Annotated in this window: 25 protein-coding genes; 10 read left to right on the top strand and 15 right to left on the bottom strand. The window is 40.0% G+C overall.

Going from position 1 to position 22,580, the window contains the following annotated elements; translation table 11 throughout:
- Positions 1-68 precede the first annotated feature (68 nt).
- The 5 genes from E4S40_RS11385 (at position 69) to E4S40_RS11365 (ending at position 5,205) form a co-directional block, all read left to right on the top strand.
- A complete protein-coding gene (locus E4S40_RS11385; RefSeq protein WP_237563182.1) occupies positions 69-611 on the top strand; it encodes a hypothetical protein in 543 nt (180 codons plus the stop codon).
- A 214-nt stretch (positions 612-825) separates the two neighbouring features.
- Positions 826-1,989, top strand: a complete 1,164-nt coding sequence (locus tag E4S40_RS11380; protein ID WP_135074106.1) for an MFS transporter — start codon at positions 826-828, stop codon at positions 1,987-1,989.
- The gene (locus E4S40_RS11375) at positions 1,986-2,708 is read left to right on the top strand and encodes an acyl-[acyl-carrier-protein] thioesterase (protein ID WP_135074104.1); all 723 of its coding nucleotides are present in this window, start codon (positions 1,986-1,988) and stop codon (positions 2,706-2,708) included. Before E4S40_RS11380 ends, E4S40_RS11375 begins: the two co-directional genes overlap by 4 nt.
- A gap of 89 nt (positions 2,709-2,797) precedes the next feature.
- Positions 2,798-3,865 (top strand): c-type cytochrome, encoded by a 1,068-nt coding sequence (locus tag E4S40_RS11370; protein ID WP_135074102.1) that lies wholly within the window; start codon positions 2,798-2,800, stop codon positions 3,863-3,865.
- On the top strand, positions 3,862-5,205 hold the full coding sequence (locus tag E4S40_RS11365) for a hypothetical protein (protein WP_135074100.1): 1,344 nt from the start codon (positions 3,862-3,864) through the stop codon (positions 5,203-5,205). The genes E4S40_RS11370 and E4S40_RS11365 overlap by 4 nt, the downstream gene beginning before the upstream one ends.
- A 12-nt stretch (positions 5,206-5,217) precedes the next feature.
- Here the strand turns inward: E4S40_RS11365 and E4S40_RS11360 are convergent, their stop codons facing one another.
- Entirely contained in the window at positions 5,218-6,210 is a 993-nt protein-coding gene (locus E4S40_RS11360) for a 2-hydroxyacid dehydrogenase (RefSeq protein WP_135074098.1), read from the bottom strand.
- Between the two features lie 5 nt (positions 6,211-6,215).
- Positions 6,216-7,388, bottom strand: coding sequence for a hypothetical protein (locus E4S40_RS11355; protein ID WP_135074096.1), 1,173 nt, complete (start codon positions 7,386-7,388; stop codon positions 6,216-6,218).
- A gap of 123 nt (positions 7,389-7,511) precedes the next feature.
- Between E4S40_RS11355 and E4S40_RS11350 the strand changes: the two genes are divergently transcribed.
- Positions 7,512-7,931, top strand: coding sequence for a Dabb family protein (locus E4S40_RS11350; RefSeq protein ID WP_135074094.1), 420 nt, complete (start codon positions 7,512-7,514; stop codon positions 7,929-7,931).
- Here the strand turns inward: E4S40_RS11350 and E4S40_RS11345 are convergent, their stop codons facing one another.
- Positions 7,932-8,339 carry a hypothetical protein gene (locus E4S40_RS11345; protein WP_135074092.1) on the bottom strand — a complete coding sequence of 136 codons (408 nt, stop codon included), beginning with the start codon at positions 8,337-8,339 and terminating at the stop codon, positions 7,932-7,934.
- A gap of 98 nt (positions 8,340-8,437) precedes the next feature.
- On the opposite strand from E4S40_RS11345, the gene E4S40_RS11340 reads away from it, so the two are divergent.
- Positions 8,438-9,043 carry an alpha-ketoglutarate-dependent dioxygenase AlkB family protein gene (locus tag E4S40_RS11340; protein WP_135074090.1) on the top strand — a complete coding sequence of 202 codons (606 nt, stop codon included), beginning with the start codon at positions 8,438-8,440 and terminating at the stop codon, positions 9,041-9,043.
- A gap of 60 nt (positions 9,044-9,103) precedes the next feature.
- Here E4S40_RS11340 and msrA read toward each other — a convergent pair whose 3' ends face one another.
- On the bottom strand, positions 9,104-10,183 hold the full coding sequence (gene msrA, locus E4S40_RS11335) for a peptide-methionine (S)-S-oxide reductase MsrA (RefSeq protein ID WP_202615362.1): 1,080 nt from the start codon (positions 10,181-10,183) through the stop codon (positions 9,104-9,106).
- Between the two features lie 212 nt (positions 10,184-10,395).
- Between msrA and E4S40_RS11330 the strand changes: the two genes are divergently transcribed.
- Positions 10,396-10,992, top strand: coding sequence for a hypothetical protein (locus E4S40_RS11330; RefSeq protein ID WP_135074088.1), 597 nt, complete (start codon positions 10,396-10,398; stop codon positions 10,990-10,992).
- Between the two features lie 29 nt (positions 10,993-11,021).
- On the opposite strand, the gene E4S40_RS11325 is transcribed toward E4S40_RS11330, so the two are convergent.
- Both E4S40_RS11325 and E4S40_RS17095 read right to left on the bottom strand, forming a co-directional pair.
- Complete coding sequence (locus E4S40_RS11325) at positions 11,022-11,681, bottom strand: GDSL-type esterase/lipase family protein (RefSeq protein WP_135074086.1); 660 nt, start codon at positions 11,679-11,681, stop codon at positions 11,022-11,024.
- Positions 11,682-11,771: 90 nt separating this feature from the next.
- On the bottom strand, positions 11,772-11,939 hold the full coding sequence (locus E4S40_RS17095; RefSeq protein WP_161971800.1) for a hypothetical protein: 168 nt from the start codon (positions 11,937-11,939) through the stop codon (positions 11,772-11,774).
- 51 nt (positions 11,940-11,990) lie between these two features.
- On the opposite strand from E4S40_RS17095, the gene E4S40_RS11320 reads away from it, so the two are divergent.
- Positions 11,991-13,091 (top strand): DUF4407 domain-containing protein, encoded by a 1,101-nt coding sequence (locus E4S40_RS11320; RefSeq protein ID WP_135074084.1) that lies wholly within the window; start codon positions 11,991-11,993, stop codon positions 13,089-13,091.
- 14 nt (positions 13,092-13,105) lie between these two features.
- Here the strand turns inward: E4S40_RS11320 and E4S40_RS11315 are convergent, their stop codons facing one another.
- From E4S40_RS11315 to E4S40_RS11280, 8 genes are all read right to left on the bottom strand, one after another.
- Positions 13,106-13,861, bottom strand: a complete 756-nt coding sequence (locus E4S40_RS11315; RefSeq protein ID WP_135074082.1) for a DUF5995 family protein — start codon at positions 13,859-13,861, stop codon at positions 13,106-13,108.
- Positions 13,862-14,587, bottom strand: coding sequence for a VIT1/CCC1 transporter family protein (locus E4S40_RS11310; protein ID WP_135074080.1), 726 nt, complete (start codon positions 14,585-14,587; stop codon positions 13,862-13,864).
- 3 nt (positions 14,588-14,590) lie between these two features.
- Positions 14,591-15,754, bottom strand: a complete 1,164-nt coding sequence (locus E4S40_RS11305; RefSeq protein ID WP_135074078.1) for a dipeptidase — start codon at positions 15,752-15,754, stop codon at positions 14,591-14,593.
- Positions 15,755-16,233: 479 nt separating this feature from the next.
- Complete coding sequence (locus E4S40_RS11300) at positions 16,234-16,893, bottom strand: peroxiredoxin (protein WP_135074076.1); 660 nt, start codon at positions 16,891-16,893, stop codon at positions 16,234-16,236.
- A 69-nt stretch (positions 16,894-16,962) separates the two neighbouring features.
- Complete coding sequence (locus E4S40_RS11295) at positions 16,963-17,421, bottom strand: c-type cytochrome (RefSeq protein ID WP_135074074.1); 459 nt, start codon at positions 17,419-17,421, stop codon at positions 16,963-16,965.
- 11 nt (positions 17,422-17,432) lie between these two features.
- Positions 17,433-18,047, bottom strand: a complete 615-nt coding sequence (locus E4S40_RS11290) for a DUF2202 domain-containing protein (protein ID WP_135074072.1) — start codon at positions 18,045-18,047, stop codon at positions 17,433-17,435.
- An 80-nt stretch (positions 18,048-18,127) separates the two neighbouring features.
- On the bottom strand, positions 18,128-19,204 hold the full coding sequence (cydB, locus tag E4S40_RS11285; protein ID WP_135074070.1) for a cytochrome d ubiquinol oxidase subunit II: 1,077 nt from the start codon (positions 19,202-19,204) through the stop codon (positions 18,128-18,130).
- A 3-nt stretch (positions 19,205-19,207) separates the two neighbouring features.
- Positions 19,208-20,599 carry a cytochrome ubiquinol oxidase subunit I gene (locus E4S40_RS11280; RefSeq protein WP_135074068.1) on the bottom strand — a complete coding sequence of 464 codons (1,392 nt, stop codon included), beginning with the start codon at positions 20,597-20,599 and terminating at the stop codon, positions 19,208-19,210.
- Between the two features lie 297 nt (positions 20,600-20,896).
- On the opposite strand from E4S40_RS11280, the gene E4S40_RS11275 reads away from it, so the two are divergent.
- Positions 20,897-21,535, top strand: a complete 639-nt coding sequence (locus E4S40_RS11275; RefSeq protein WP_135074066.1) for a Crp/Fnr family transcriptional regulator — start codon at positions 20,897-20,899, stop codon at positions 21,533-21,535.
- Here E4S40_RS11275 and E4S40_RS11270 read toward each other — a convergent pair.
- Positions 21,514-22,560 carry a glycosyltransferase family 4 protein gene (locus E4S40_RS11270; RefSeq protein ID WP_135074064.1) on the bottom strand — a complete coding sequence of 349 codons (1,047 nt, stop codon included), beginning with the start codon at positions 22,558-22,560 and terminating at the stop codon, positions 21,514-21,516. The genes E4S40_RS11275 and E4S40_RS11270 overlap by 22 nt on opposite strands.
- Between the last annotated feature and the right edge of the window lie 20 nt (positions 22,561-22,580).

Raw genomic sequence — 22,580 nt, 5'->3', positions numbered from 1 at the left:
TTACAATTGAATAGCTGAAAACTCATATTATTTCTAATTTAGGAATATAAAAATCGAATTTCAGCATTATGTCAACCAGTGAATTAGCCCCAGGCAGTAAACTTCGCCATCCCAAATTTGGAGTAGGAATGATTCTCTCTGTGGATGAGAATTATTACAAAATCTATTTTTACAATACAGAGGAAATCAAAACCCTGGCAAGGGATTATGAAGGCTTCGAAATAGAAGAGGCAAAAAAACCGGATTTTCCCATGTTGACTTTAAAAGAAGTGGAAAAAGCAATTCGGGAAGCTTTGGCCCAAACTTCAGAACGCGCTCCCATTGTCCCGTTAGGAGGGAAATGGATTGGAGGTTCTGTGACTCTAGAGCCTGGAGATCCCGATCTTCAATCCAAAGAAATCCCAATGGATACTTTTTTTCATAAAATTGTGATGGTAAGGGAGAAGCTGCGGGTTTTGGAACAGAATATTAACAATCACCCGAAGCTAGATGATGAAGATAGGGTTCATTTGCAACAATATATCACTCGTTGTTATGGCTCTCTGACCACTTTCAATGTGCTCTTTGCTTACAAAGAAGATCAATTCAAGGGGAGTGGAGGAAAAGACTAAAAAGAATTGGGTTTAGGGCTTCTGAAAAACCCGTGAAATGATAAAGCGAATCAAGAGAATGATGGTCAGGATGATTCCTCCTACAATGATAAATTCCATGATAAATGTTTTTGATAAAACAGCACTCTCTTCAAATAGTTTCGGAATTTGAAAAAGGTTGGGAATGTAGCAGACTTATTCGGTAATTTGCCTTTCGATTCGCTCAAACCTATCCATGAATTTCCTTCTAAAACGCCGAATAGCCATCGGAAGCATGTTCTTTTTTTTGGGGCTTTGCTTCGCCAGTTGGGCTGCACGTATTCCGGATATTCAAACCAAATTTGATCTTTCCGAAGGTCAATTGGGTTCAATTTTGCTGTTTTTACCCATTGGATCCATCATCGGTCTTCCTATTGCAGGGTGGTCGGTGCATCACTATGGAAGCAAAAAAGTTATTCTTTGGGGAAGTTTTGCCTATGCATTAAGTCTTCCTTTGATTGGATTGAGTCCATCGCTTTGGATGTTAGTTTTGGTTTTGATGACCTTTGGCTTGCTGGGTAATATCATGAATATTGCGCTCAATACACAAGCACTGGATTTTGAGGATGAATATGGCAAAAGTATTCTCGCATTTTTTCATGGATTGTGGAGTATGGCGGGTTTTGTCGGGGCAGGAATTGGTGCCGTAATGATTGGTTTGGGATGGGTTCCATTTTCACATTATTTGGTTGTAGCTGGAATTTCAATCGGTATCATACTAACCAGTAAAGCATTCATTTTTGAAGAAAAATCCCGTTCCGAAGCAGGTGGGCTTGTTTTGAAAAAGCCAGATGAATTATTGCTGCGGGTAGGTTTGATCTCTTTTTTAGGGATGATGACCGAAGGATGCATGTTTGACTGGAGTGGAGTTTATTTCAAAAAAGTAGTGGAGGCACCTGCAGAATGGGTAACCTTGGGATATGTGGCCTTTATGGGAACAATGGCTTCCGGAAGGTTCATTTCTGATCGGTTTATTCAGCGTTTTGGAAAAGTTCCCATTCTCCGCGTTAGCGGGATTTTGATATTTACAGGATTAAGTATTTCCGTTTTGGTACCAACTATTGTTTGGGCCACTATAGGCTTTTTAATGGTGGGATTTGGCGTAGCTTCGATTGTGCCTGTTTCTTACAGTGTAGCAGGCCGTTCTACCTTATATTCTCCGGGAATTGCCCTAGCGTTGGTTTCTACCATTTCCTTCTTTGGATTTTTGATAGGACCTCCTTTGATAGGTTTTATCGCAGACTTATTTAGCCTCAAGACTTCTTTTGCCTTGATTGCTGTAAATGGACTTGGAATTGCACTCCTTTCCACCGTTCGAAAGCAGGTATTTTTTCCTACACAAACCTCAGAAAAATCATGAGCGCGCCCGAGACTTTCCAGTTCCATCACGATTTTGAAATCGGATCCTTTCAGGTGAATCCATCGGGGAATTTGAGGCTCAAAGATTTGGCAGATTTATTTCAAGAAGCAGCTTGGAGACATGCTGATTCAGGGGATTTTGGGAGAAACTTGCAGAAGGAGAATAGAATGTGGGTCCTTTCTCGTCTAGAGATAAAAGTAAATCAAATGCCTGTTTGGGGGGATGAAGTTAGGGTCTACACTGCGGGGAGAGGGGTAGAAGGGCTTTTTGCCTTTCGTGAATTTCTTATGGTTAATTCCAAAGAGGAAGAATTGGCGAGAGGGATAAGTTCATGGGTATTGCTGGATGCAGAAAGCAAACGTATTGTAAAGCCGGGATCTGTTTTGCCACCGGAATTATTTAAAATCAATCAAAAACCTGATTGGATTCCAGAAAAGCATAGAATCCGCGATTTGGGTGCAAACGCATTTTCCATTAAAGTTCAGCCTTCGGATTTGGATTTGCAGAATCATGTAAACAATACGAGCTACATTCGATGGGTTGAAGATGGGATTTTGGAAAAATCAAAGGGAATTCAATTTCTTTCCATCAACTATTTGGCTGAATGCTTTTTGAGAGATGAGGTAAGCATTTTTAAGAGCACCTCAGATCAAGTGATACAGTTGGTAGGAAAGGTGGAGGAGAAAACAGTTTTTTCAGCTAAGGTTCAACTTTTTTGAGTTTACCATTCAAAAAGGCCTCCTGTGACCCAAGTCACAGCAAGAAGGGATGGAATTTTGCCACATTTGTGCTAGATTAAAATAAAAAAATGAAGCAGATAGGCAATAAATCATTCATTCAATTGATCGGCTTAATGGTCGGTCTTTTGGCTCTGATCACCGCTTTGGTAGGTGTAATTGGATTGGTTCTTTTCCTGGCTTATTCAGGGGTACGATTAGATGTAGCTTCTCCAGATGATTCTCAGGTATTAGCTGCAGCATCTGTGCCTGCTCCAAAGGTGACGGCTTTGGAAGATCCGGTGGGAATGTGGAAGGCTCCTGATTGGAAATCTGTAGATGCTGAGCCAAATGCAGATGAAATTAAATATGGTCGGGAGTTGATTGCTAACACTGCTGCTTATCTTGGTCCAAACGGAAGTGTAAGAAAAATCTCCAATGGATTAAATTGTCAAAACTGTCATTTGAATGCTGGAACGGCACCTCTTGGAAATAACTACGGAGCCGTAGCGGCAACCTATCCGAAAATCAGAGCTCGTTCCGGTCAATCCGAAGATATTCCAAAAAGAATTAATGATTGCTTCGAAAGAAGTTTGAATGGAAAGCCTCTCGAACGTAATTCTACAGAAATGAAGGCGATGGTTGCCTATATGGAATGGCTTGGAAAAGATGTTCCAAAAGGCGAAAAACCGAAGGGAGCAGGAATTTATGCTGTCCCATTGCTAGATAGAGCCGCCGACCCGGTTAGAGGAAAAACTGTTTACGAAAATCAATGCCAAAGCTGTCACCAAGCGGACGGACAAGGGATTGCCAAACCTGATGGAAGCGGGTATACCTATCCGCCACTTTGGGGCGATCACAGCTACAATAGCGGAGCTGGTCTTTACAGACTATCCCGATTTGCAGGTTATGTAAGAGCTAATATGCCATTGGGAGCTACCTATGAAAACCCATTGATTTCTGATGAAGATGCATGGGATGTTGCAGCCTATGTAAATAGCTTAGAAAGACCAAGCAAAGACCTAGCTGGTGATTGGCCAGATATTTCCAAGAAGCCAATGGACCATCCATTTGGCCCATATAGTGACGGCTTTTCTGAAGAGCAGCATAAGTACGGACCATTCAAACCCATCGTAGAAGCCAAAGCTTCAGGGCAATGAAATATTGGATTGCGCTGATATTGATTATCGGCCCTTTGACCTCTTTTTCCCAAGAAAGGATAAAAAACGTACAGATTGATCCAACAGTCCATGCCCGGACTTTTTGGATGAGTACATCCTATCGGGAAGATTTTAGAGATGATTATGCTTTAGGAGCCTCTTTGGCTATTGGGTTCAAAGCTAAAATTTATAGTAAGTGGACTCTTCAAGCCGCATATCGGGGTTTTGCTAATGTGCTCAGTTCTGATATTTGGGATTTGGAGCCCTATTCCGGTAGGGAAAATCGCTATGAGACAGGTTTATTCAATTTTTTAGAACCTGGCCAACGTACTTTCGGTAGCTTGGAGACTTTGAATCTTAGTTATCAAACGACTTCCTGGAAACTTTCCATCGGCAGAATGCCTATAAACACAGCCTGGATAAATCCAGCAGATGGACGATTGGCCCCTACAGAAATGGAAGGAGCTTCGGTGAGCTTTTCTCCTTCCAAATCTTGGAAAATCTCGGGTTGGTATATCAACAGATTCAGAGTTAGAGGTACAAATAAATTCCTCAATGTGGGTGAATCAATCGGTGTATATGGAGTAGGCCGAGATGAGACCGGAGCACCTTCAAGCTATTTTGGGAATACAGAAAGTGATTTCGTCAGCATAGTCCAAGTAGACTATCAGAAAGAGAAAAATCATTATACACTATCCCACACTTTGGCTGATAACCTTTTTTCCACCTTTTGGGGAGAATGGAATTATAAATTCTCTAAGAATACAGGAGGTCTAAATTGGCTTTTGGGCGCTCAACTTGGATTTCAACATGGAATAGGAGATGGAGGAAATCAAGAGGTTTCATTCCGATATAAAAACCCGAAAGATCAAAACTGGGTGATGTCAGTTTCAGCAGGTGCGGAAATTGGAAAATGGAAAAATACATTTGGGTTTACGCAATTGGGAGGAAAGGGTAGATGGCTCAGTCCAAGAGAATGGGGGAAAGATGCCTGGTACACTTTTATTCCTCGAGAGCGAAATGAGGGGGTGGGGCAATTAACTGCATTGACACTCTTGTCAGAATACCAACTTGGAAAAGGCTTGGGTATTTATGGACATATAGGTTTTCATTGGTTGCCTGAATTGTCCGATGCACCCAATAATAAATATGCTTTTCCATCCTATAGACAAATTAACTTGGGATTAAAATACAAGCCTGACTCCATGTCAAAGACTGATTTTCATCTCTTGATCATGAATAAAGAAGCCCTGGGTTCACCTGATTTAACTCCGTCACAACGATACAACAAGGTAGAAATGATTCATGTGAACCTGATGGTGAATTATCGGATCAATTAAGGTATACAGCCTCTAAAGCTTAACCTCATTCAGTAATTCCTTGTTTTCTTCGAAAGCCGAGATGTTTTCTAAAGTCGTTTCTGCGATTTGATCCAAAGCCTCTCGTGTCAGGAATGCTTGGTGTCCGGTAATCAAAACATTGGGAAAGGTCATTAATCGAGCGATTTGCTCATCCTGGAGGATTTGTTCTGATAAGTTTTGGAAAAATAGATCTTCTTCCTGCTCATATACATCAATTCCCAGAAAACCGATTTTACCTTTTTTCAAAGCAGAAATCACGGATTTGGTTTCAATTAATCCACCTCTGGAAGTATTGATGAGCATGCATCCATCCTGTATTCTTCGCAAGGACTTTTTATTGATAATGTGATGAGTTTCAGGTGTCAAGGGGCAATGCAAAGAAATGATACTAGATTCTGAAAAAAGCTCATGGAGGCTGCAGTATTCAACTCCCAAGGATTTCATTTCAGGATTTTCAAAAATATCATAGGCTAAGATTCGACAGCCAAAGCCTTTAGCAATTCTGCAGAAAGCCCTTCCAATAGCTCCAGTTCCGATGACACCGATTGTTTTACCGTGAATATTGCATCCGGTCAGACCTTCTAGTGAAAAATTGGATTCTCGCACCCGATTATAGGCCTTATGAGTCTTTCGGCTGAGGGTCAGAATCAAAGCGAAGGCATGTTCAGCTACGGCTTCTGGACTGTAGGCAGGTACTCGAACGATTTTTAAGTTTAGCTTTTTTGCTGCTTCCAAGTCAACTTGATTATATCCCGCACAGCGAAGGGCTATAAGTTTAATTCCTTGTGAGGCCAAAACCTCTAAAGGTGCCTTATCCAGTTGGTCATTGACAAAAGCACAGATTGCTTCATGGTCCTGGGCTAAAATAGCCGATCGCTGATCTAGTTTTGCTTCGAAAAAACTGATTTGATGAGGATAGTTAGGAAGCCATTTTTCGAAACTTTCCCGATCATATTTTTTTGTACTAAAAAAAGCTACTCGCATAAATATTAAGAGTCTTTGATCAATTGATAGACTGAGAATCTTGTTTTTTCTTCTTCAATTTCGGGGTTTTCAGGTTCCTGAACCAAAAATTTCCCATCCCCTAATCCAAATAAAATAGAACCAGGCACTGATGGAAGTTCTGGCCCAACCTGCTTCCCATCTAAGATAATTATAATACTATTTTCTTTGGGATCAATTGTCGGAGTATAGGTAGCATCCTCTGCAATTCGAGTTTGATAAGCAGCCTCGCTAATTCCCTTATAATAATTGATAAGGAAAAGGTTAGGCTCAAGTTGGATTAATTGCTTGTTTCTTCCTGCTAAAAAGCGGAGAGGGGTAATTCCCTCATCATTTCCTTGGGTGCCTATTGGAACGGGAGAATAGGACATAAATTCTTCGTGATTCAGAGGGATTGTCTTGGATAGATTAAATAGGGGAAGATCATAGATCTCTATCTCTTTTGACAAGGCATGTACTAGCCATAGTTCATCTGTTATATGGTCCACCAAAAAACTTTTGGTCATTAATTCCTGATAAATTCCCTCTGTATTCTTGTATGGACTTTCCTCTCGATAAGGAACGACTGATTTCATTTCCCCTGTTTGAATGTTGATTTGGAAAAAGTTTTTGAGCGTATCTCTTCCCTCTTCATTCATGATTAAGTAGTGAGCCGATAAATAATTGCTTGGCCCGACTAAGTACATGGTACTATCCCCATTTTGAAAATATTCTGTCCTTCCCATAGGACCGAAGGTTCGTATCGGTAGTGGGGATTGAATCCGTTGTTCTTGGAGTACTTCATAGTTCGAATTATAGGTGACAATTCGAAAAGGTAATTCTACAACTCGCTCTTGATTTGGGCCGAAACTGATTCCGATCGGATTCCAATTTCCATATAAACCCGGTCCTTCACCTTTCTTTTTAACCCGTTTTAATATTTCGCCCTCCTCTGAAATTTCTAAAATCTCGTCCTCTACCATGGAGTACCCTAAGTAAATTCCTTCTTCAGGGGAGTAGTCTCGAATAAAGACTCTAGTCAAATTTTCAACCTCAAATGAATCAATTTTGGTAAGGAAATATGGATTGTCTTCGGTACTTTTTTCGGAGGCCTCCTTTTGTGAGCAGGAAGTAATTAAGGCTATGAATCCAAAGAAGGTAAAATATCGAGAGAATGACATTTTATAAATATTTAGTTTTATTATTTAAATATCGTTGAAGATACGGAATATTTTATTTTTCAGTTTGAATGCCAAGAAAAAAATTATTTTCCAGTTAATTAGAGTAGCCTAATGCATATCACTATGAAAAAGACATTCCTGATTCTAGCCTTTGTGGGATTATTTTCTTGCCAAAATGAAAAATCTGAAATCGTAAAAGAAGTGGAAATTATAAAAACAGAGGAATCCATGCCAGATTCTGTTCTTCGACACGTAGTTTATTTTTCTTTCAAGGATAGCTCCTCTCAGGATGATATTCAGGAAGTGATTGATGCTTTTAGAAATCTTCAAAACGAGATTCCCGGAATACAATCATTTGAATGGGGAGTGAATTCCAGTCCTGAAGGAATCAATAAAGGACTTACCCATGCCTTTACATTGACATTTCATTCTGCTGAAGACCGAGATGCTTATTTGCCACATCCGGCTCATAAGGCCTTTGGCGAAGTATTAGGACCTCACCTGAAAGATGTCTGTGTAGTAGATTATTGGACCCGTCACTAATTACTGGTCGAAGGGAATCCCGGAGGTATCGACTTTCCCCGTTTCTTTCACTGAAATGACTTCGGTGACGATGAAATTACTTGTTCCTCTCCAGGGAAGTTTCCCGTTGTATTCCACATATCGTAGCTCCACATGCTTGCCTGAGGATCGCTCTAGTTGTGCCGCTACATCATCATCAATTACACTAAATCGAAATTCATTGCTTTGCAAGGCTCCTGCAGTGGGGCTTTGGAAGCCTTCTTGAACGACTCTCCCTTCGAAGGTTTTAAATATGACCCCCTTTTTCATGAAGTAATTCAAAGAACCGGCTTTGACTCCTTCACCGAAGACGAAAAAGAATCTCCACCAGATGAAGATGGAAAGAAAAACGATTAAAATTATCCCGGAGATCCAAGCGAATTTTTTCATAGTCGTAGATTTAATATTCTAAATATAAATAGTCCCGGGAATTATTTGAGGGCAAAAGAAAATTTTAAACTCTCGCTTTATCTTCTGGTTTTTGGAATATGCAGCAATCGATTTTTAATTCTTCCAATAATAATATTCTCCCTCATCATGGGGAGATTCGTCTCTACGATCAATTTTTTTCTAAAGAGCAGGCCGACTTTTATTTTGAAACTCTTCAAAATACCATTCAATGGAAACAAGAGCCCATTTGGATGTTTGGGAAAAAAGTAATGCAGCCCAGGTTAACTGCACTTTATGGAGATTCGGAAAAGACGTATTCTTATTCAGGAATTTCGATGAAACCATTTCCATGGACTAAAGAACTTCTGGAAATCAAGTCCTTAGTAGAAAAATTAGTAGAAAAGCCATTTACTCATGTCTTGATGAATTTCTATCGAGACGGTCAGGATAGCATGGGTTGGCATCGGGATAATGAATCCACCTTAGGTCCTAATCCAGTAATTGCTTCTGTGAGTTTTGGTGCTTCCCGAAATTTTCAGATCCGAAATTATTTCGATAAGTCTGAGAAAATCCAAATCCCATTGAATCACGGAAGTCTTCTCATTATGGAAGGAGAAAGTCAGCACCATTGGGAACATCAAATTCCCAAATCGAAAAGGGTTTTTGGAGGAAGAATTAATCTCACGTTTAGAAGGCTGATTTAACAAAAAAAGGAAGACAATGAGCCTTCCTTTTTAACCAAACTGATTCAACAAACAAAATCATTAATCTACCAACCACAAATACTCTCCGTATCCTGCTGCTTCCATTTCAGATTTAGGAATAAATTTCATAGCAGCCGAATTCATGCAATATCTTAAGCCCGTAGGAGCTGGACCGTCGTAGAAGACATGACCTACATGACTGTTTCCAAACTTACTTCTTACTTCCACTCTGGTCATTCCAAAACTCTTGTCTATCGGTTTTTCAAGAAATCTAGCGTCTATTGGTTTGGTGAAACTAGGCCAGCCGGAACCTGATTCATACTTATCCTTTGAGCTGAACAAAGGTGCACCTGAGACGATACAGACATAGATTCCCTCTTCTTTATTTCCATTGTATTCGTTTTGGAACGCAAATTCAGTAGCATCCTCCATAGTCACTTCATATTGCATGGGAGTTAGCTTTTCTTTCAATTCCTTCTTGGAAGGGGCTGTGTATTTTTCCTCACTTAATTCAGGCCAATGCTTTTTGATAAAGGCATCTCTTCCACTGCCTTTTCTGTAAGCATAATAATCCACTGGATTTTTCTTGTAATAATCCTGATGGTATTCTTCAGCGGGGTAAAAATTGGTGTACTTAATGATAGGAGTAGCGATTGGCTTTTCGAAGCGTCCAGATTCATCTAATGATTTTTTGGACTCCTCAGCTACTTTCTTCTGTTCGGCTGAATGGTAAAATATTGCAGATTCGTACTGAGAACCTCTGTCATAAAACGAACCACCTACATCAGTGGGATCGTAGGTTTGCCAGAAAATATCCACCAATTCTGAATAACTGATCACTTCTGGGTCAAAAGTGATTTGAACAGATTCGCGATGGGAAGTTCTTCCACTGCTGACTTCTCCGTAGGTTGGATTCTTTTCTTTTCCTCCCGCGTAACCTGAGATTACAGTGATCACTCCATCCAAATCTTCAAAAGGTGCTTCCACACACCAGAAACAACCTCCAGCGAAGGTCGCAAGCTCAGTTCGCCCGCTGAATTGAGCTAATTTTTCGGCATCAGAGGGAGCAATCGATTGCTCAGCCTGATTCTCTGTGGGACTACTACAGGCAAGGATGAAGCTTAAAATCAAACTATACATTGGTAGCTTTTTGATTTTTGAAATAAACATTATCAAATAAAATTTTTCGTGAGTTCGAATTTTGGTCTCGAATTTGAACCAATTGATAAACCATTCCAAATGGATTCTGTTTGAATCTACCCTGACTGTTACGAAGGAATTCCGACTAGGGGTTAGAAATCAGGTGATAATTTAGTCGTGAAAAGCTCTACGACAATAAAAAGTAAAGGTTTATGGAAAAAGTACGGTTAGGGATTTTTGCTTTAGTTTTCCTTTATTTCCTTTCAGTTCCCAGCTTTGGGCAGCAAGGCTCAGGCCTAGGAATAAAGTTTGGAACGAATTACAATACCTCGGGGAAGTATTTTAAAGACCTGGGAAATGTTTGGCAGGATCCACTCGGAAATGTAGGTTATCACGCCGGGCTTTTTTATACCATGAATTCCTATGATATATACTTGCGACCTGAGCTAGTTTATACCGAAACGAGATTTCAAACTGTAGACGGGGAAGCCTTTTCCAAGCGAATTGATGTCCCTGTTCTTTTGGGAATTCGGCTTTTTCAGGTTCTTACAGCTTTTGGAGGTCCTTCTGCCCATTACACGTTAAAGGATAATTTTCTGCCTTCTCAAGTAGATGAATTTAATAAACGTCTCCGATTGGGCTATCAGTTTGGATTGGGAGTGGCTATTGGACCTGTTGGTTTGGATCTTCGATATGAGCGCGAATTCAACGATCAAAAAATTAATCTGGAGCGAATCCTTGGTCAAGACAGGAACTTCCGTTCCCAGCAGATCATTTTAGCGGTTTCATTACGAATTTTTGGCCCTTAACTATTGGGAAATATCGTAGCGATTTGATTTTATTTTTCAGGAAAGTATTTCTCGAAAACCTTTTTCCAAAGCTCATATCCATCTTCGTTCATGTGTAAACGGTCTTCAATAAAGATCGTCGAAATTGGTTCTCCATTTTCACCAAGCATGATATCCCACACATTGACAAATTCTACTCCATCCTTTTCCTCACAATAGGCCTTCATCGCCTTATTCAGCTTTAGGTAATTTTCTTTTTTATCCCATCGGGAAGGACTAGGTTTTGCGCTGATTAAAAAAATCTCAGTGCTAGGGTCAACCACTTGAATCCGCAGAATGATTTGCTCCAAATCCTGCATGATTTCCTCCGGACTCAAACCAGCATGAATATCATTATCCCCTTCGTATATAAAAACCCGGGAAGGATTAAACTGAAGTACCAAAGGATACAAATGTCTTTTTAAATCAGAGGCTTTAGAACCTCCAAAGCCCGTGTTTATGATGGGATAATCCGGAAAATCAGCTTGCAAATTTTTCCATAATCGAATGGAAGAGCTCCCTGTAAACAAAGTGCTCCCAACCTGATAGCCATCTCGTTTTATTCGTTGGGTAATTTCCTTTACTTCATTTTCGAAAGGGATTTCTTGACCGAAAGAAAACGATACGATCCCAATTAGGGTCAGTAAAAAGAGAAAGCCTACTTTTTTCATGTACTTATTAATTGTTTTTAAATGGCCATGTGGAATGCCTTAATTTCATTATTCCCCTACGTGTCATCCGTCGATAGGAGCCTTACAAAATCAAACATAAGCCAAAAAATGACTGAACCAAAACCGTTCATCCCCTGAACGGAACCGAACAACCCGAACAAAAATTGAGTCTGTCCCTTTGGATTTTTTATCCCTAAAAAATGCCTTTTCGTCCCAAAATCCCTCTATTCGGTTAAATCCCAGGATTTTGGTATTCATTTGGAGGAATTCAGTCGTTATCCTAATGGTCAATCACCAAACTTATCCTTTATGAATTCACTTATCCGTTTTTTCTGGTTTTGTAGTGGAGCCAACTTTTCTATTTTAAAGCGAACTCCCACAGAGTCCAATAAATATGTCGGAATAGGAGCCACGGTATTTTTCACAGGTGTTTTGGCGGCTTTAGCTGCAGGCTATGCCTTGTTTACCGTCTTCCAATCCATCTGGCCAGCAATAGGTTTTGGATTCCTTTGGGGTTTGATGATTTTTAATCTGGACCGATTCATTGTGTCCAGTATGCGAAAAAAAGAGAACACTTGGGCAGAATGGAAATTGGCTATCCCTCGTTTGGTATTGGCGGTCTTGCTCGCTTTAGTGATCTCCAAGCCGCTGGAATTGAAAATGTTTGAGCGGGAAATCAATAGAAAGTTGGATGAAAAAAAGACAGAATTTATTACCCAATCCAAAGCAAATTTGGCTAAAGGATTCCCCGAAATTCAGGAACTGGAAGTGAAGATTGACACGCTGAAGCGCGAAGTGGAGGATGCTGAAGCTTTTCGAGATAAACTTCAACAGGAATATGATGCAGAGCGATTTGGTGAGAAAACTACTAGCACCAGTGGAATAGTAGGCTTGGGGACTAATGCAAAAAAGAAAGAGCAGCAATTGGATGCAGCACAGTCTGCGTTAAATTCTTTAAGAGAAAGAAATCAAGTTCGTATAGACACATTAGAGGCACAAATCCGGCAATTCATGGCGTTGCGTCAGCAGGAATTTGAAAAGCAGCAACCCGGAATAGAGGGCTTTGATGGCTTAGCGGCAAGAATGGACGCCTTGTCAGCTTTGACTGAGGAAAGTGGGGCAATGGCCTTGGCAAATGTCTTTATCATGCTATTGTTTATTGCCATTGAGACTGCACCGATTTTTGTGAAATTAATTTCTCCGCGGGGACCATATGATGAACTATTGGAACTCCATGAGGATAAAGTGAAGCTTTTCAAAAGCGAAAAATGGACTTTTGCAAAAGGTGAATCTGAGGCGCGGGTCGATTATTTTCAAGGGACCCATTTTTATGCTATGCAGCTGAAAAAAGAAAAGACCAACCGGAAAAATGAAGTAGAAACAAGTAAAGAAATTGGAGGAATGGGTTGAAAATTGGAATTAGATCAAACTTTTTCGGGAAGTATTAAATCCAATTGATCCATCGTTTTGCTGACGGATTTCCATTCAGCAAAACTTATAATTCGAATGAGGAAACTCAGGAATTTCCCGGGATTGATCAGTTTTCGAGCAAGCTCTGCAATGTTTTTATCTCGTTTTTCAATCTCTATATTTTGATTCCCAGCAAGGTGATATTCGTTCGCATATTTCCAGGCACCATCTCGGGCAAGTTGGATGGAGAAGTTGAGAAGCATCTCATCTTTTCCTTTTGCAAGGGGAATCAGCCAACCAAAAATGGGGGACACCTTACTAATGTTGGCTTTCACATCATCGACCAATTCTGAAAGTAAAAGGTTGATCTGATCGAAATCCCCTTTAATTTTTGATAGGTCTTTTCCCTTCATGGTTTCAGATGCGGCAATCCCCAAATCCAAATTTATATGTGCATTGATTCCAAGAAATAAATGCTGCAAGACGAGATGTTTTGAATTTCTACTTGCTTCAAATGCTATTCGCCAGCTTTCTGTAGGGTTTTTTCCTGATTTCCATTCCTCATATGCATCAATGAACCGTTTTGCAAAAAGTACATCCAAAACTTCCATTCGTTTATTATCCTCAAATTCACCTGCTAAAATCCCATCTCGAACTCTTCGGGTGACTTGGCGATATAGAATCGTGAAATACCCAATTCGACTTTGATTAATCCGGCATTCATCCACGATACTATCCAACCGGTTTAAGACTTCCTGGATAGTTTCCATTTATTTTTTGATAAAAAATTCCTCCAAAATATCCCCAACATAATAAGCAACTAGAGCCGCTAAAAAACCAAGCGCCAAGGTTTCCAAAATGCTTTTGATAGGAGAGGTTTGGTTAACCCAGCTTTTCATCCAGCCGATGAGTATAAAGGCAAAACCAGTAAGAATGCTGGTAAATAAAAAGATGTGCTTTTCGATTTGGCTGAAAAAATCGATCAGATATACGAGTAAGGGAATGAATCCGACTAGGATAAATGAAACCAGCGTGGCAAGTCCAATTTTAAGTGGACTTTTATTGTCCTGCATCATTTCCAATTCATCCTTCATCATTTCCGCTACCCATAGGTCTTTGTCCGAGCAAATTTGATCTACTACTTTTTCCAAAAGCTCCCCCTTAAAACCTTTCGCTTTGTAAATGTCGCGGATTTCTTCTCGCTCCAAATGCGGAAGATTTTCTACTTCCCAATACTCAATTTTTTCGTGCTTTTTAAAATTTTCCCGTTCCGATTTGGAGGAAAGAAAAGCTCCTACGGACATAGAAAATCCGTCTGCAAGTAAGTTTGCAAAGCCAAGAATAATTATGACACCCGTATCTAAATTGGCTCCAAATCCACCCGCTACCACGGCAAAAGTTGTGACAGCACCATCTATGCCTCCATAAACAAATTCCCGAAGGTATTCTTGTAGCTTTCCGAATCTTTCAGCGTCTTGGTGATACTTTTCTTCCATGGGTTAGTTGAGGTTTTTCAGGAAAAAGTTTTTGACATTTTCGCCCATGACAGCGCGGATTTCAGCTTCTGTGAACCCCTCTTTCATAAGGCCTTCTACAATCAACGGCAATCCGGTAATATCAAATGGGACTGCTACGGAACCGTCATAATCAGAGCCCAATGCCACATATTCGATCCCAACCAAATCACGTACATGTTTGATCGAGGCGATGATATTCGGAAGTTCGGGAGTTCCTACTGCCATATCGAAAAAGGCAATTCCAATTATTCCGCCATTTTCAGCGATTTTTTGAATTTGCTCATCGCTCAAATTACGTTGTGAGTCTAAAATGGCTCTTACTCCCGTATGGGAGACAATGACTGGCTTGGTGGAAAGTTCCAAAACATCTTCAACAATTGCTGGAGAAGCGTGGGCCAAATCAATAAAAATCCCAAGCTCATTCATTCGTTTGACTACTTGCTTTCCAAATTCGGAAAGTCCATCTCCGCTTTCGCCATGTGCAGATCCTCCTAATTCATTATCAAAGAAATGGGTAGGGCCGATCATACGAATTCCAGCTTCATAAACCGCTTTCAAGTTTTCAAGATTCCCTTCCAAAGCATGAGCTCCTTCTATTCCGAGCATTGCCCCAATGACAGCTGGGTCTGATTTCCTTTTTTCAAGAAGGTTTTCTAAATCCGCTTTACTTTTTACCAAAATCGCTTTTCCATCTTCTTTGGTCACAAAGCCTTCCAGTGCCTGCGCCTGAGATAATGTTCGATTGATTAAACTAAACCAATTCATCGGACTTTCTCCCTTCATGATGGTAAGGGGAGTGATGTTGTCAAAGGTGTCCTCGCTGTTTTCCTGCATATTTTGGCCGGCAGGAGATTTAGATACGATGGTGAACATTTCCAAGCTCACATGAGCCTCCCGCATTCTTGGAAAATCCACATGACCCCGATCTCCCCGTTTGGTCAAATCTCTCCCCCATAATAAGGCATCACAATGGAGGTCTGAAATAAAATCCAAGCGGTTGTAAAGTTCCTGTGCTTCAGGGGAGACTTCGTATGGAGATTCTATCTTTACTGGATTTCGTGAGGATTCGACATAGGAGGGAACCGTATTGATGCCGATCAGGTAGATCACGAAAAGTATTACTAAGAAAATCAGTACTTTTTTCATAGGCTGGTGATTTCATTCATAAGTTAAGAAAGTTCTTCCATTTGGATTTTGGAAGTTGATATAGAGAATTGAATTTTTTCTCAAAAAAGGATTGAAAAATATTTTTCTGAATTTGGAATAATTACTTCTCTTTTTGTATGTTTAAGAAATTTTGGTATCTCAAAATTGAATCAATGTTGAGAATTGCCAAAGTTTATTTGGTTTTACTTAATCAACAATAGACCCATGAAAGAAGCCTGTTTGAAAAAACAGGCTTTCTTTTTTTATAGATATTCTTGATTTCTTGTTGGGTTTAAAGAAACTGGTTTCAAAAAGACCCTATTTCTATAAAAATTTTGTTAAAAAGTCAAAAAAAGGTTTTTTGGTATTCATATAGAAATCTATAAGAAATAGACTAATCAAATGAGGGCTCACAAAAAAACCTCCCCGAAAATTCGGAGAGGCTTTCTCATCAATTAACCCTTTAATCCAAAAAATATCTATGCATCTGGCAAATCTTTCTTTGCCAGGTAGAAGTCTACCATTTCGTAATCACTTGCTTCACGCTCTTTCATTTCCTCTACAGTTTTTGGTGGAGGAACGATAGCTTTCTCACCAGGGGTCCAGTTTAAAGGAAGAGCCACTTTGTATTTGTCAGCTGTTTGAAGAGCGATCAAAGCTCTTTTGATCTCGTCCATATTTCTTCCCACATTCAATGGGTAGTACATGATCAACCGGATTTTTCCACTTGGATCGATGAAGAAAACTGCACGAACTGCAGCAGTTTCACTTTCTCCAGGTTGAAGCATTCCATACAGCTTGGAAACACTCATGTCGATGTCCGCGATAATTGGGAATTCGAATAAAACGCCAGTATTTTTCTTCACGTTATTCACCCATGCAATGTGTGCGTGGATAGAGTCAATGCTCAATCCGATCAATTTGGTGCCTCGCTCATCAAAGAATTTTTGATCCAAAGCAAAACCACTCATTTCTGTAGTACAAACTGGCGTAAAGTCGGCTGGGTGAGAAAAAAGAATGGTCCAGCTATCCTTGATGTATTCAGAGAATTTGATTTTCCCAGTGGTTGTCATTGCCTCAAAATCGGGCGCTTGGTCACCGATTCTTGGCATTGTGATTATTTCCTTTTCAGTATTCATTGTGTTATCGATTTTGTTATTTGATAGAACAAATCTAACTCAGTTCTAAGGCTTAAATCGTGACCTAGGTCACTCCCGAGGCCATTCAGATCCATTTTTGTGATTGTCTTTTTCTATGTGCCATGCAGGATTTTCGATCTCGTTTTCATAGAGGTAATTGACGATCTTTTCCAAATCTGTATCAGAGATCATAGGCTTTGGCATGAGTCCAAATCGTTTGATAGGTCCTTTCATCAAGGCTTTTTCTTCATTTGGATTCTGAACAAAGCTTTTCATTGCTTCAGTGAAAGGTTCCTTTTCAGGATAAGCTTTCAGGTAATGATTTTTTACTCCCCAAAGAGGGGGAGCAATGATTTCATCATGAGATTTGGACTTTGGATTGTGGCAGGTATAGCAATGCTTTTGAAGCAAAAGCAATCCTTCTACATCTGGATTTTCTGATTTTAGGAATTGTTGGTTTTGAGGAATTTGATTTTCTGGTTTTGCTACAAATACAAGAATTGCAACTAATAGTGGGATTATGTTCATTTGCTCATGAATTAAAGTCCGGAACAGGTGCTCTTTGGAGTGCTGATGATTAGGTCGTATTCTGCTTGAGTGATAAATTCTGGTGTGTAGGTAAGTCCAAGAGTGGATGCTTGTCCTTCAAATGCTCTCATATGATTTTTAGAACCACACATGAGATTTTCATAAAGTGATGCTAATTGATCATCATTGGTTTCTTTGATTGCATTTTGAAGATCAAGGATATCCATATCCTCTATATACAACCCTACAAGAATTGCTTCTTGATGGGAAATATCTACTCTAGCGATCAATTCCGCGTAAAGGGTTTGAATTGCAGGAATTGTGAATTCACCTTCAGTAGTGCTACCATCCAAGGGATCATCCAAGTTTAACCTATCCATATTGGTCAATACGGCTGTTACATGTTGTGATTCACTGGAAATAATATTTTCAAATACCTGAAGGTCATACTTGGAATATGCATAAGCATAGACATCGTGGGCCATTTTCTCCTCTTCCCTTGTAAAAAGAAGAGTTTCTTTTACTGCGGTGCTGACCTGCGGAATTATTACCGGGTCCTTTTCCTTGTCGTCCTGGCAGGAGACAAATGAAAGCAGTAGGAATGCGAATGTGAATAAGCGTTTCATAGTTATATGTGGGCTTTTTATCCTTGATTAATTTCAGCTAAAAAACCCAAACAGGTGGTGATTTTCGTCACTCTGGAAAGTCAATAACTGTTTTCATCCAGCTTAACTTTTCCTCTATAGGTCCAATAAATAATCACCGTGTAGGAAACGACAAATGGAAGCCCGAAAGCAGCTAAAATAGCCATAGTTTTCAGGGTGTATTGGGAAGAAGCAGCATTGTAAATATCCAAATTGAAGGCTGGGTCTAAATTGGAAATCATTAAGTTTGGAAATATACCAAGCGCAAAAAGCATCACAATTGCTCCAATCATGCTGGCTGAGGAAATAAAGGTCCAGCCATAGTTTCCCTTTGCTAAGGTTCGTGGGATATTTGCTATTGCTAGAATATTCAAGAAAACCACCGTCCAGGCAAATACAGAAATTAAAGTCTGATGATTTTCTACCAATTCATGTTTATTTCCTGGAAGGTCAATTTGACCGAATGAAAAATTAGCAATCATTTCTGGCTTCATATAAAGCGTCAGGCCGGAGAAGATCAAATAGAAAATCACAAAAATCCAATAATTGGTTTTGATCCATCCTTGAATCTGTTTTTGGAGCTCCCCTTCTGTCTTCATGTTAAGGTAAATGGCGCCATGCAGAGCAAACATGGATAAGGCAAAGAATCCTGCAGCCAAAGAATAAGGATTGAGTAGGTCGAAGAAATTTCCTTGGTATTCCATGTCACTACCAATGTGGAATCCCATGACCACATTTCCGATCGCAATTCCAAAAAGAAGAGCTGCTGTAATAGAGCCTATACTGAATCCCCAATCCCAAAAATTTCGCCAGCGTGGATTTTCTTCTTTGGACCGAAACTCTATGGAAACCGCCCGAAAAATCAAGGCTACCAGGAGAAGCATGAATGGAAGGTAAAAGCTTGAAAAAGCGGTGGCATAGACATTAGGAAAAGCCGCAAAAAGAGCTCCACCTGCGGTAATGAGCCAAACTTCATTTCCATCCCAAACAGGACCGATGGCATTCATCAAAATGCGTCGATTATAATCTCCTTTGCTTCGTAGATGCAAAATCCCCACTCCCAAATCAAAGCCATCCAAAATGGCATATCCTATTAGAAGCACTCCTACCAATATGTACCAGACAATGTTGAAGTCCATAGCTTAATGTGATTTTATTGCGTCCATTCGTTCTGCTTTTTTCTTAAATCCGACTTCCACTGCGGCCAAGTGTTCAGGTCCATGTTTGATCTCACGATCCAGTACATAGAGCCAAACGAAGAAGAGTAGAATGTAAACCAGCAAAAACAAGAGTAAAGAAATCATCACTTCCGGTGTAGAAATGGATTTTGAGACTCCTTCACTTGTACGGAGAAGGCCTTGCACGATCCAAGGCTGACGGCCTCTTTCTGCAGAAACCCATCCCAATTGGTTGGCTAAGACAGGTAAGGCAACGGCAGGTACATATAATTTGATCAACCAAGACCAACTTGGAGTGAATAGTTTTTTCTTCCAAAGCAAAATCAGACTTAAAACCGTAGCTCCAATAAATAGCATCCCTAAAGCTACCATAAGGTGATAGCTTTGAAATACCCCGTTAACAGCCGGCCAATCTTCCTCTGGAAATTCTTCAAGTCCTTTGACTTCACCCTCGAAATCTCCATGAACCAAAAAGCTCAGCATTCCCGGAATGGCAATGCCGGAAGTTTCTCTTTTTTCAGGATCCGTCCAGCCAAAAAGATAGAGTGGGGCATTAGTTTGGGTTTCATAAAGTCCCTCAAATGCCGCCAATTTTGCAGGTTGCCATTCTTCAACCACCTTGGCGTGTTCATGACCAACTAGCGGTTGAGCAATGGAAGCGATAGCGGCTAACCCCAAGGCAATGGCGAAAGATTTTTGTGCAAATTCAATATTTTTCTTTTTGATGAGGTAATAGGCTGAAACGCTCATTACCAAAAAAGCGCCCTGAATCCAAGCTCCCAGAATCACATGAGTAAACCTGACCATGGATGAAGGGTTGAAAACCATTTCCCAAAAGTCTGTGATTACAGCTCTTCTGATCCCATAGTCTACAACAATTTCATAGGCCACAGGCGTTTGCTGCCAGCTGTTGGCAACCACAATCCAAAATCCGGACAGCATACTTCCCAAGGCTACCATGATCGTTGCGAAAAGGTGCATTCCGGGCTTTACCCTATTCCAGCCAAAAAGGAGAATGGCCAAAAAGCCTGACTCTAAGAAGAAGGCAAAAATTCCCTCGGCGGCCAATGGGGAACCGAAAATATCTCCTACAAATCTGGAATAAGTAGACCAATTGGTGCCAAACTCAAATTCCATTACAATCCCAGAAGCTACTCCTACAGAGAAATTAGCCGCGAAAATCTTAATCCAAAATCGAGTGATTTTCTCATAGATTTTCTTTTTCGTAATTAGAAAAAGCGATTCAAAGACCACCAATAGTAATCCCAACCCAATACTAAAAGGAGGGAATATGTAATGAAACATAATGGTGAAGGCAAACTGAATGCGTGAGAGCGTTTCTACATCCCAAGTCATAATACTTGTTTTTTGGAATTTTTGTAAATCAGAAAAGTAGTCACGATGAATACCAAGCCGATCAGAATTTTTAAAAGTTTTGCTCCGTCAAATCCACCAAAACCTTCTCTTAAAAATGGTATCTTTACGAGGATTCTATATGAAATCATTAACCCTAAACCGAGTAAAAAAAGAACTTGGGTATTTGATTTCATATTTTAAGGAGTTCTATTTGGAACAAACTTTTTCAAAATTACCTTTCGAAAAAAAGAAAAAGGTGATTCTGGTCACCTTTTCAATTAACAACAACTTTCGTTCATGAAAAAACAAATCGGAGAGTTTTTAGAGCTTTGTTATCCAACTTTTGAAGCAGGACTCAAAGAGGAAATTCTATCCATCGCAACCTTGCAAGTTTTGCCACCTGATGCCTTGATGATGGATATCGGTCAAAAAGTTGAAATCATCCCCTTGATAGTATCCGGTCAGGTAAAGGTTTTTCGGGAGGATGAAGACGATCACGAGTTGTTTTTGTACTATCTAGGCCCGGGAGAAGCCTGTGCAATCACGATGATTTGTTCGGCTCGAGAGGGATATTCCAAAATCAAAGCTATTCCTGAAGAGGAGACCATCATTATTTCTGTTCCGATTTCTAAACTCGATGAATGGATGCCCAAATACCAATCTTGGTATTATTTCGTCATGGATACCTATCAGGATCGATTTGAAGAATTGTTGAAAGTGGTTGATGGGATTGCATTTCATCGAATGGATGAGCGTTTGTTGGAGTATTTGGAAAAAAATTCGGCGGCGAGTCAAAGTTCTATTATCCATAAAACCCATCAGCAAATAGCTCAGGAACTAAATTCCAGTCGGGAAGTGATTACCCGCCTGTTGAAAAAATTAGAGCAACGTGGGGTCGTAAGGGTCAATCGAAATCAGATTGAATTACTGGAATAATTGAATCCTAAGGCCTCTAAAAGGGCCTTTTTTCGTTTTTCGAAAGAAAAATTTTGGGCAATTCGGGTAGAAGCATTTTTGGATAATTTTAGCAAATCCTTCGCTGCTATCTCTTGCATTAATTCTTCTAAAAGTTGAAGATCCTTTTTGGCCAATATTCCCCCGCAATCCCCAATAATTTCCGCAATAGCCCCTACAGCAGATCCAATTGGAATGCAACCACAAGACATAGCTTCACCGAGAGCATTTGGAAATCCTTCGGTGGTAGAAAGCTGCAAGTAAAATTGATGGGAATTGTAAAGTTCCCGAAGCTTTTTAGAATCCAATTTTCCTAAAACTTCAATATTTGAACTCTTTGGTTGATAAACTGAATCTCCCAACAAGGTAAAATCCCAATCGGGATGATTTTTGGCAAATTTTTCGATTAGGTCATATCCTTTGACCCGAGCTCGAGTAGGTTCTGCTGTCCCTGTTGCTACTGATAAAAAGCTCCAGGCATTTCGGGGTTTATTTTGGTTCTTCCAGAATTCCGTATCAAAGCCATTTGGGATAACTTGGATTTGTGTTTTCAGGTCAGGAATTAGATTGAGTAAGCCCTGTTTGGGAGGAAGAGTTGGGTCAAAGGAATAATTCTGCTTGACTAAAGCCTCTGCAACGGGGAGAATCAGTGAGCAATTTTTAAAGGAGTAGACGGTGGCTTTTCGCAGCCACTTTTTCCTAAAATTTCCATAACCGATTTGAGGCATATTCATGCAGTCCATTCCGCCGGCTTGGATAGTGCATCGTTTTCCGAATATTTTTCCAAACCAAACAGGAAGTACACTATGATAGCCCCCAAAAAAACAGAGGTATTGGCTGGTTTTGGGCAAAAACCATAACAATTGAAAAAATTGGAGTATAAAGAAAAAGGGAAGAAAAAGAGGCTTATTGGTAAAGACAAGAGGGTGAATCTTTGATTCCGGACGGATCATTTCCAAATCCCTTTCAATAAAGGCAGTGTGGACTGGAAATGTGTAAATAATCATGGGCTGAAAAATTGATTAAG

Source organism: Algoriphagus kandeliae, assembly GCF_004571135.1.
In the GTDB taxonomy this organism is placed as follows: Bacteria; Bacteroidota; Bacteroidia; order Cytophagales; family Cyclobacteriaceae; genus Algoriphagus; species Algoriphagus kandeliae.
The sequence above is the reverse complement of the archived record's forward strand: the minus strand, read 5'-3'. Positions and strand labels throughout refer to the sequence as shown.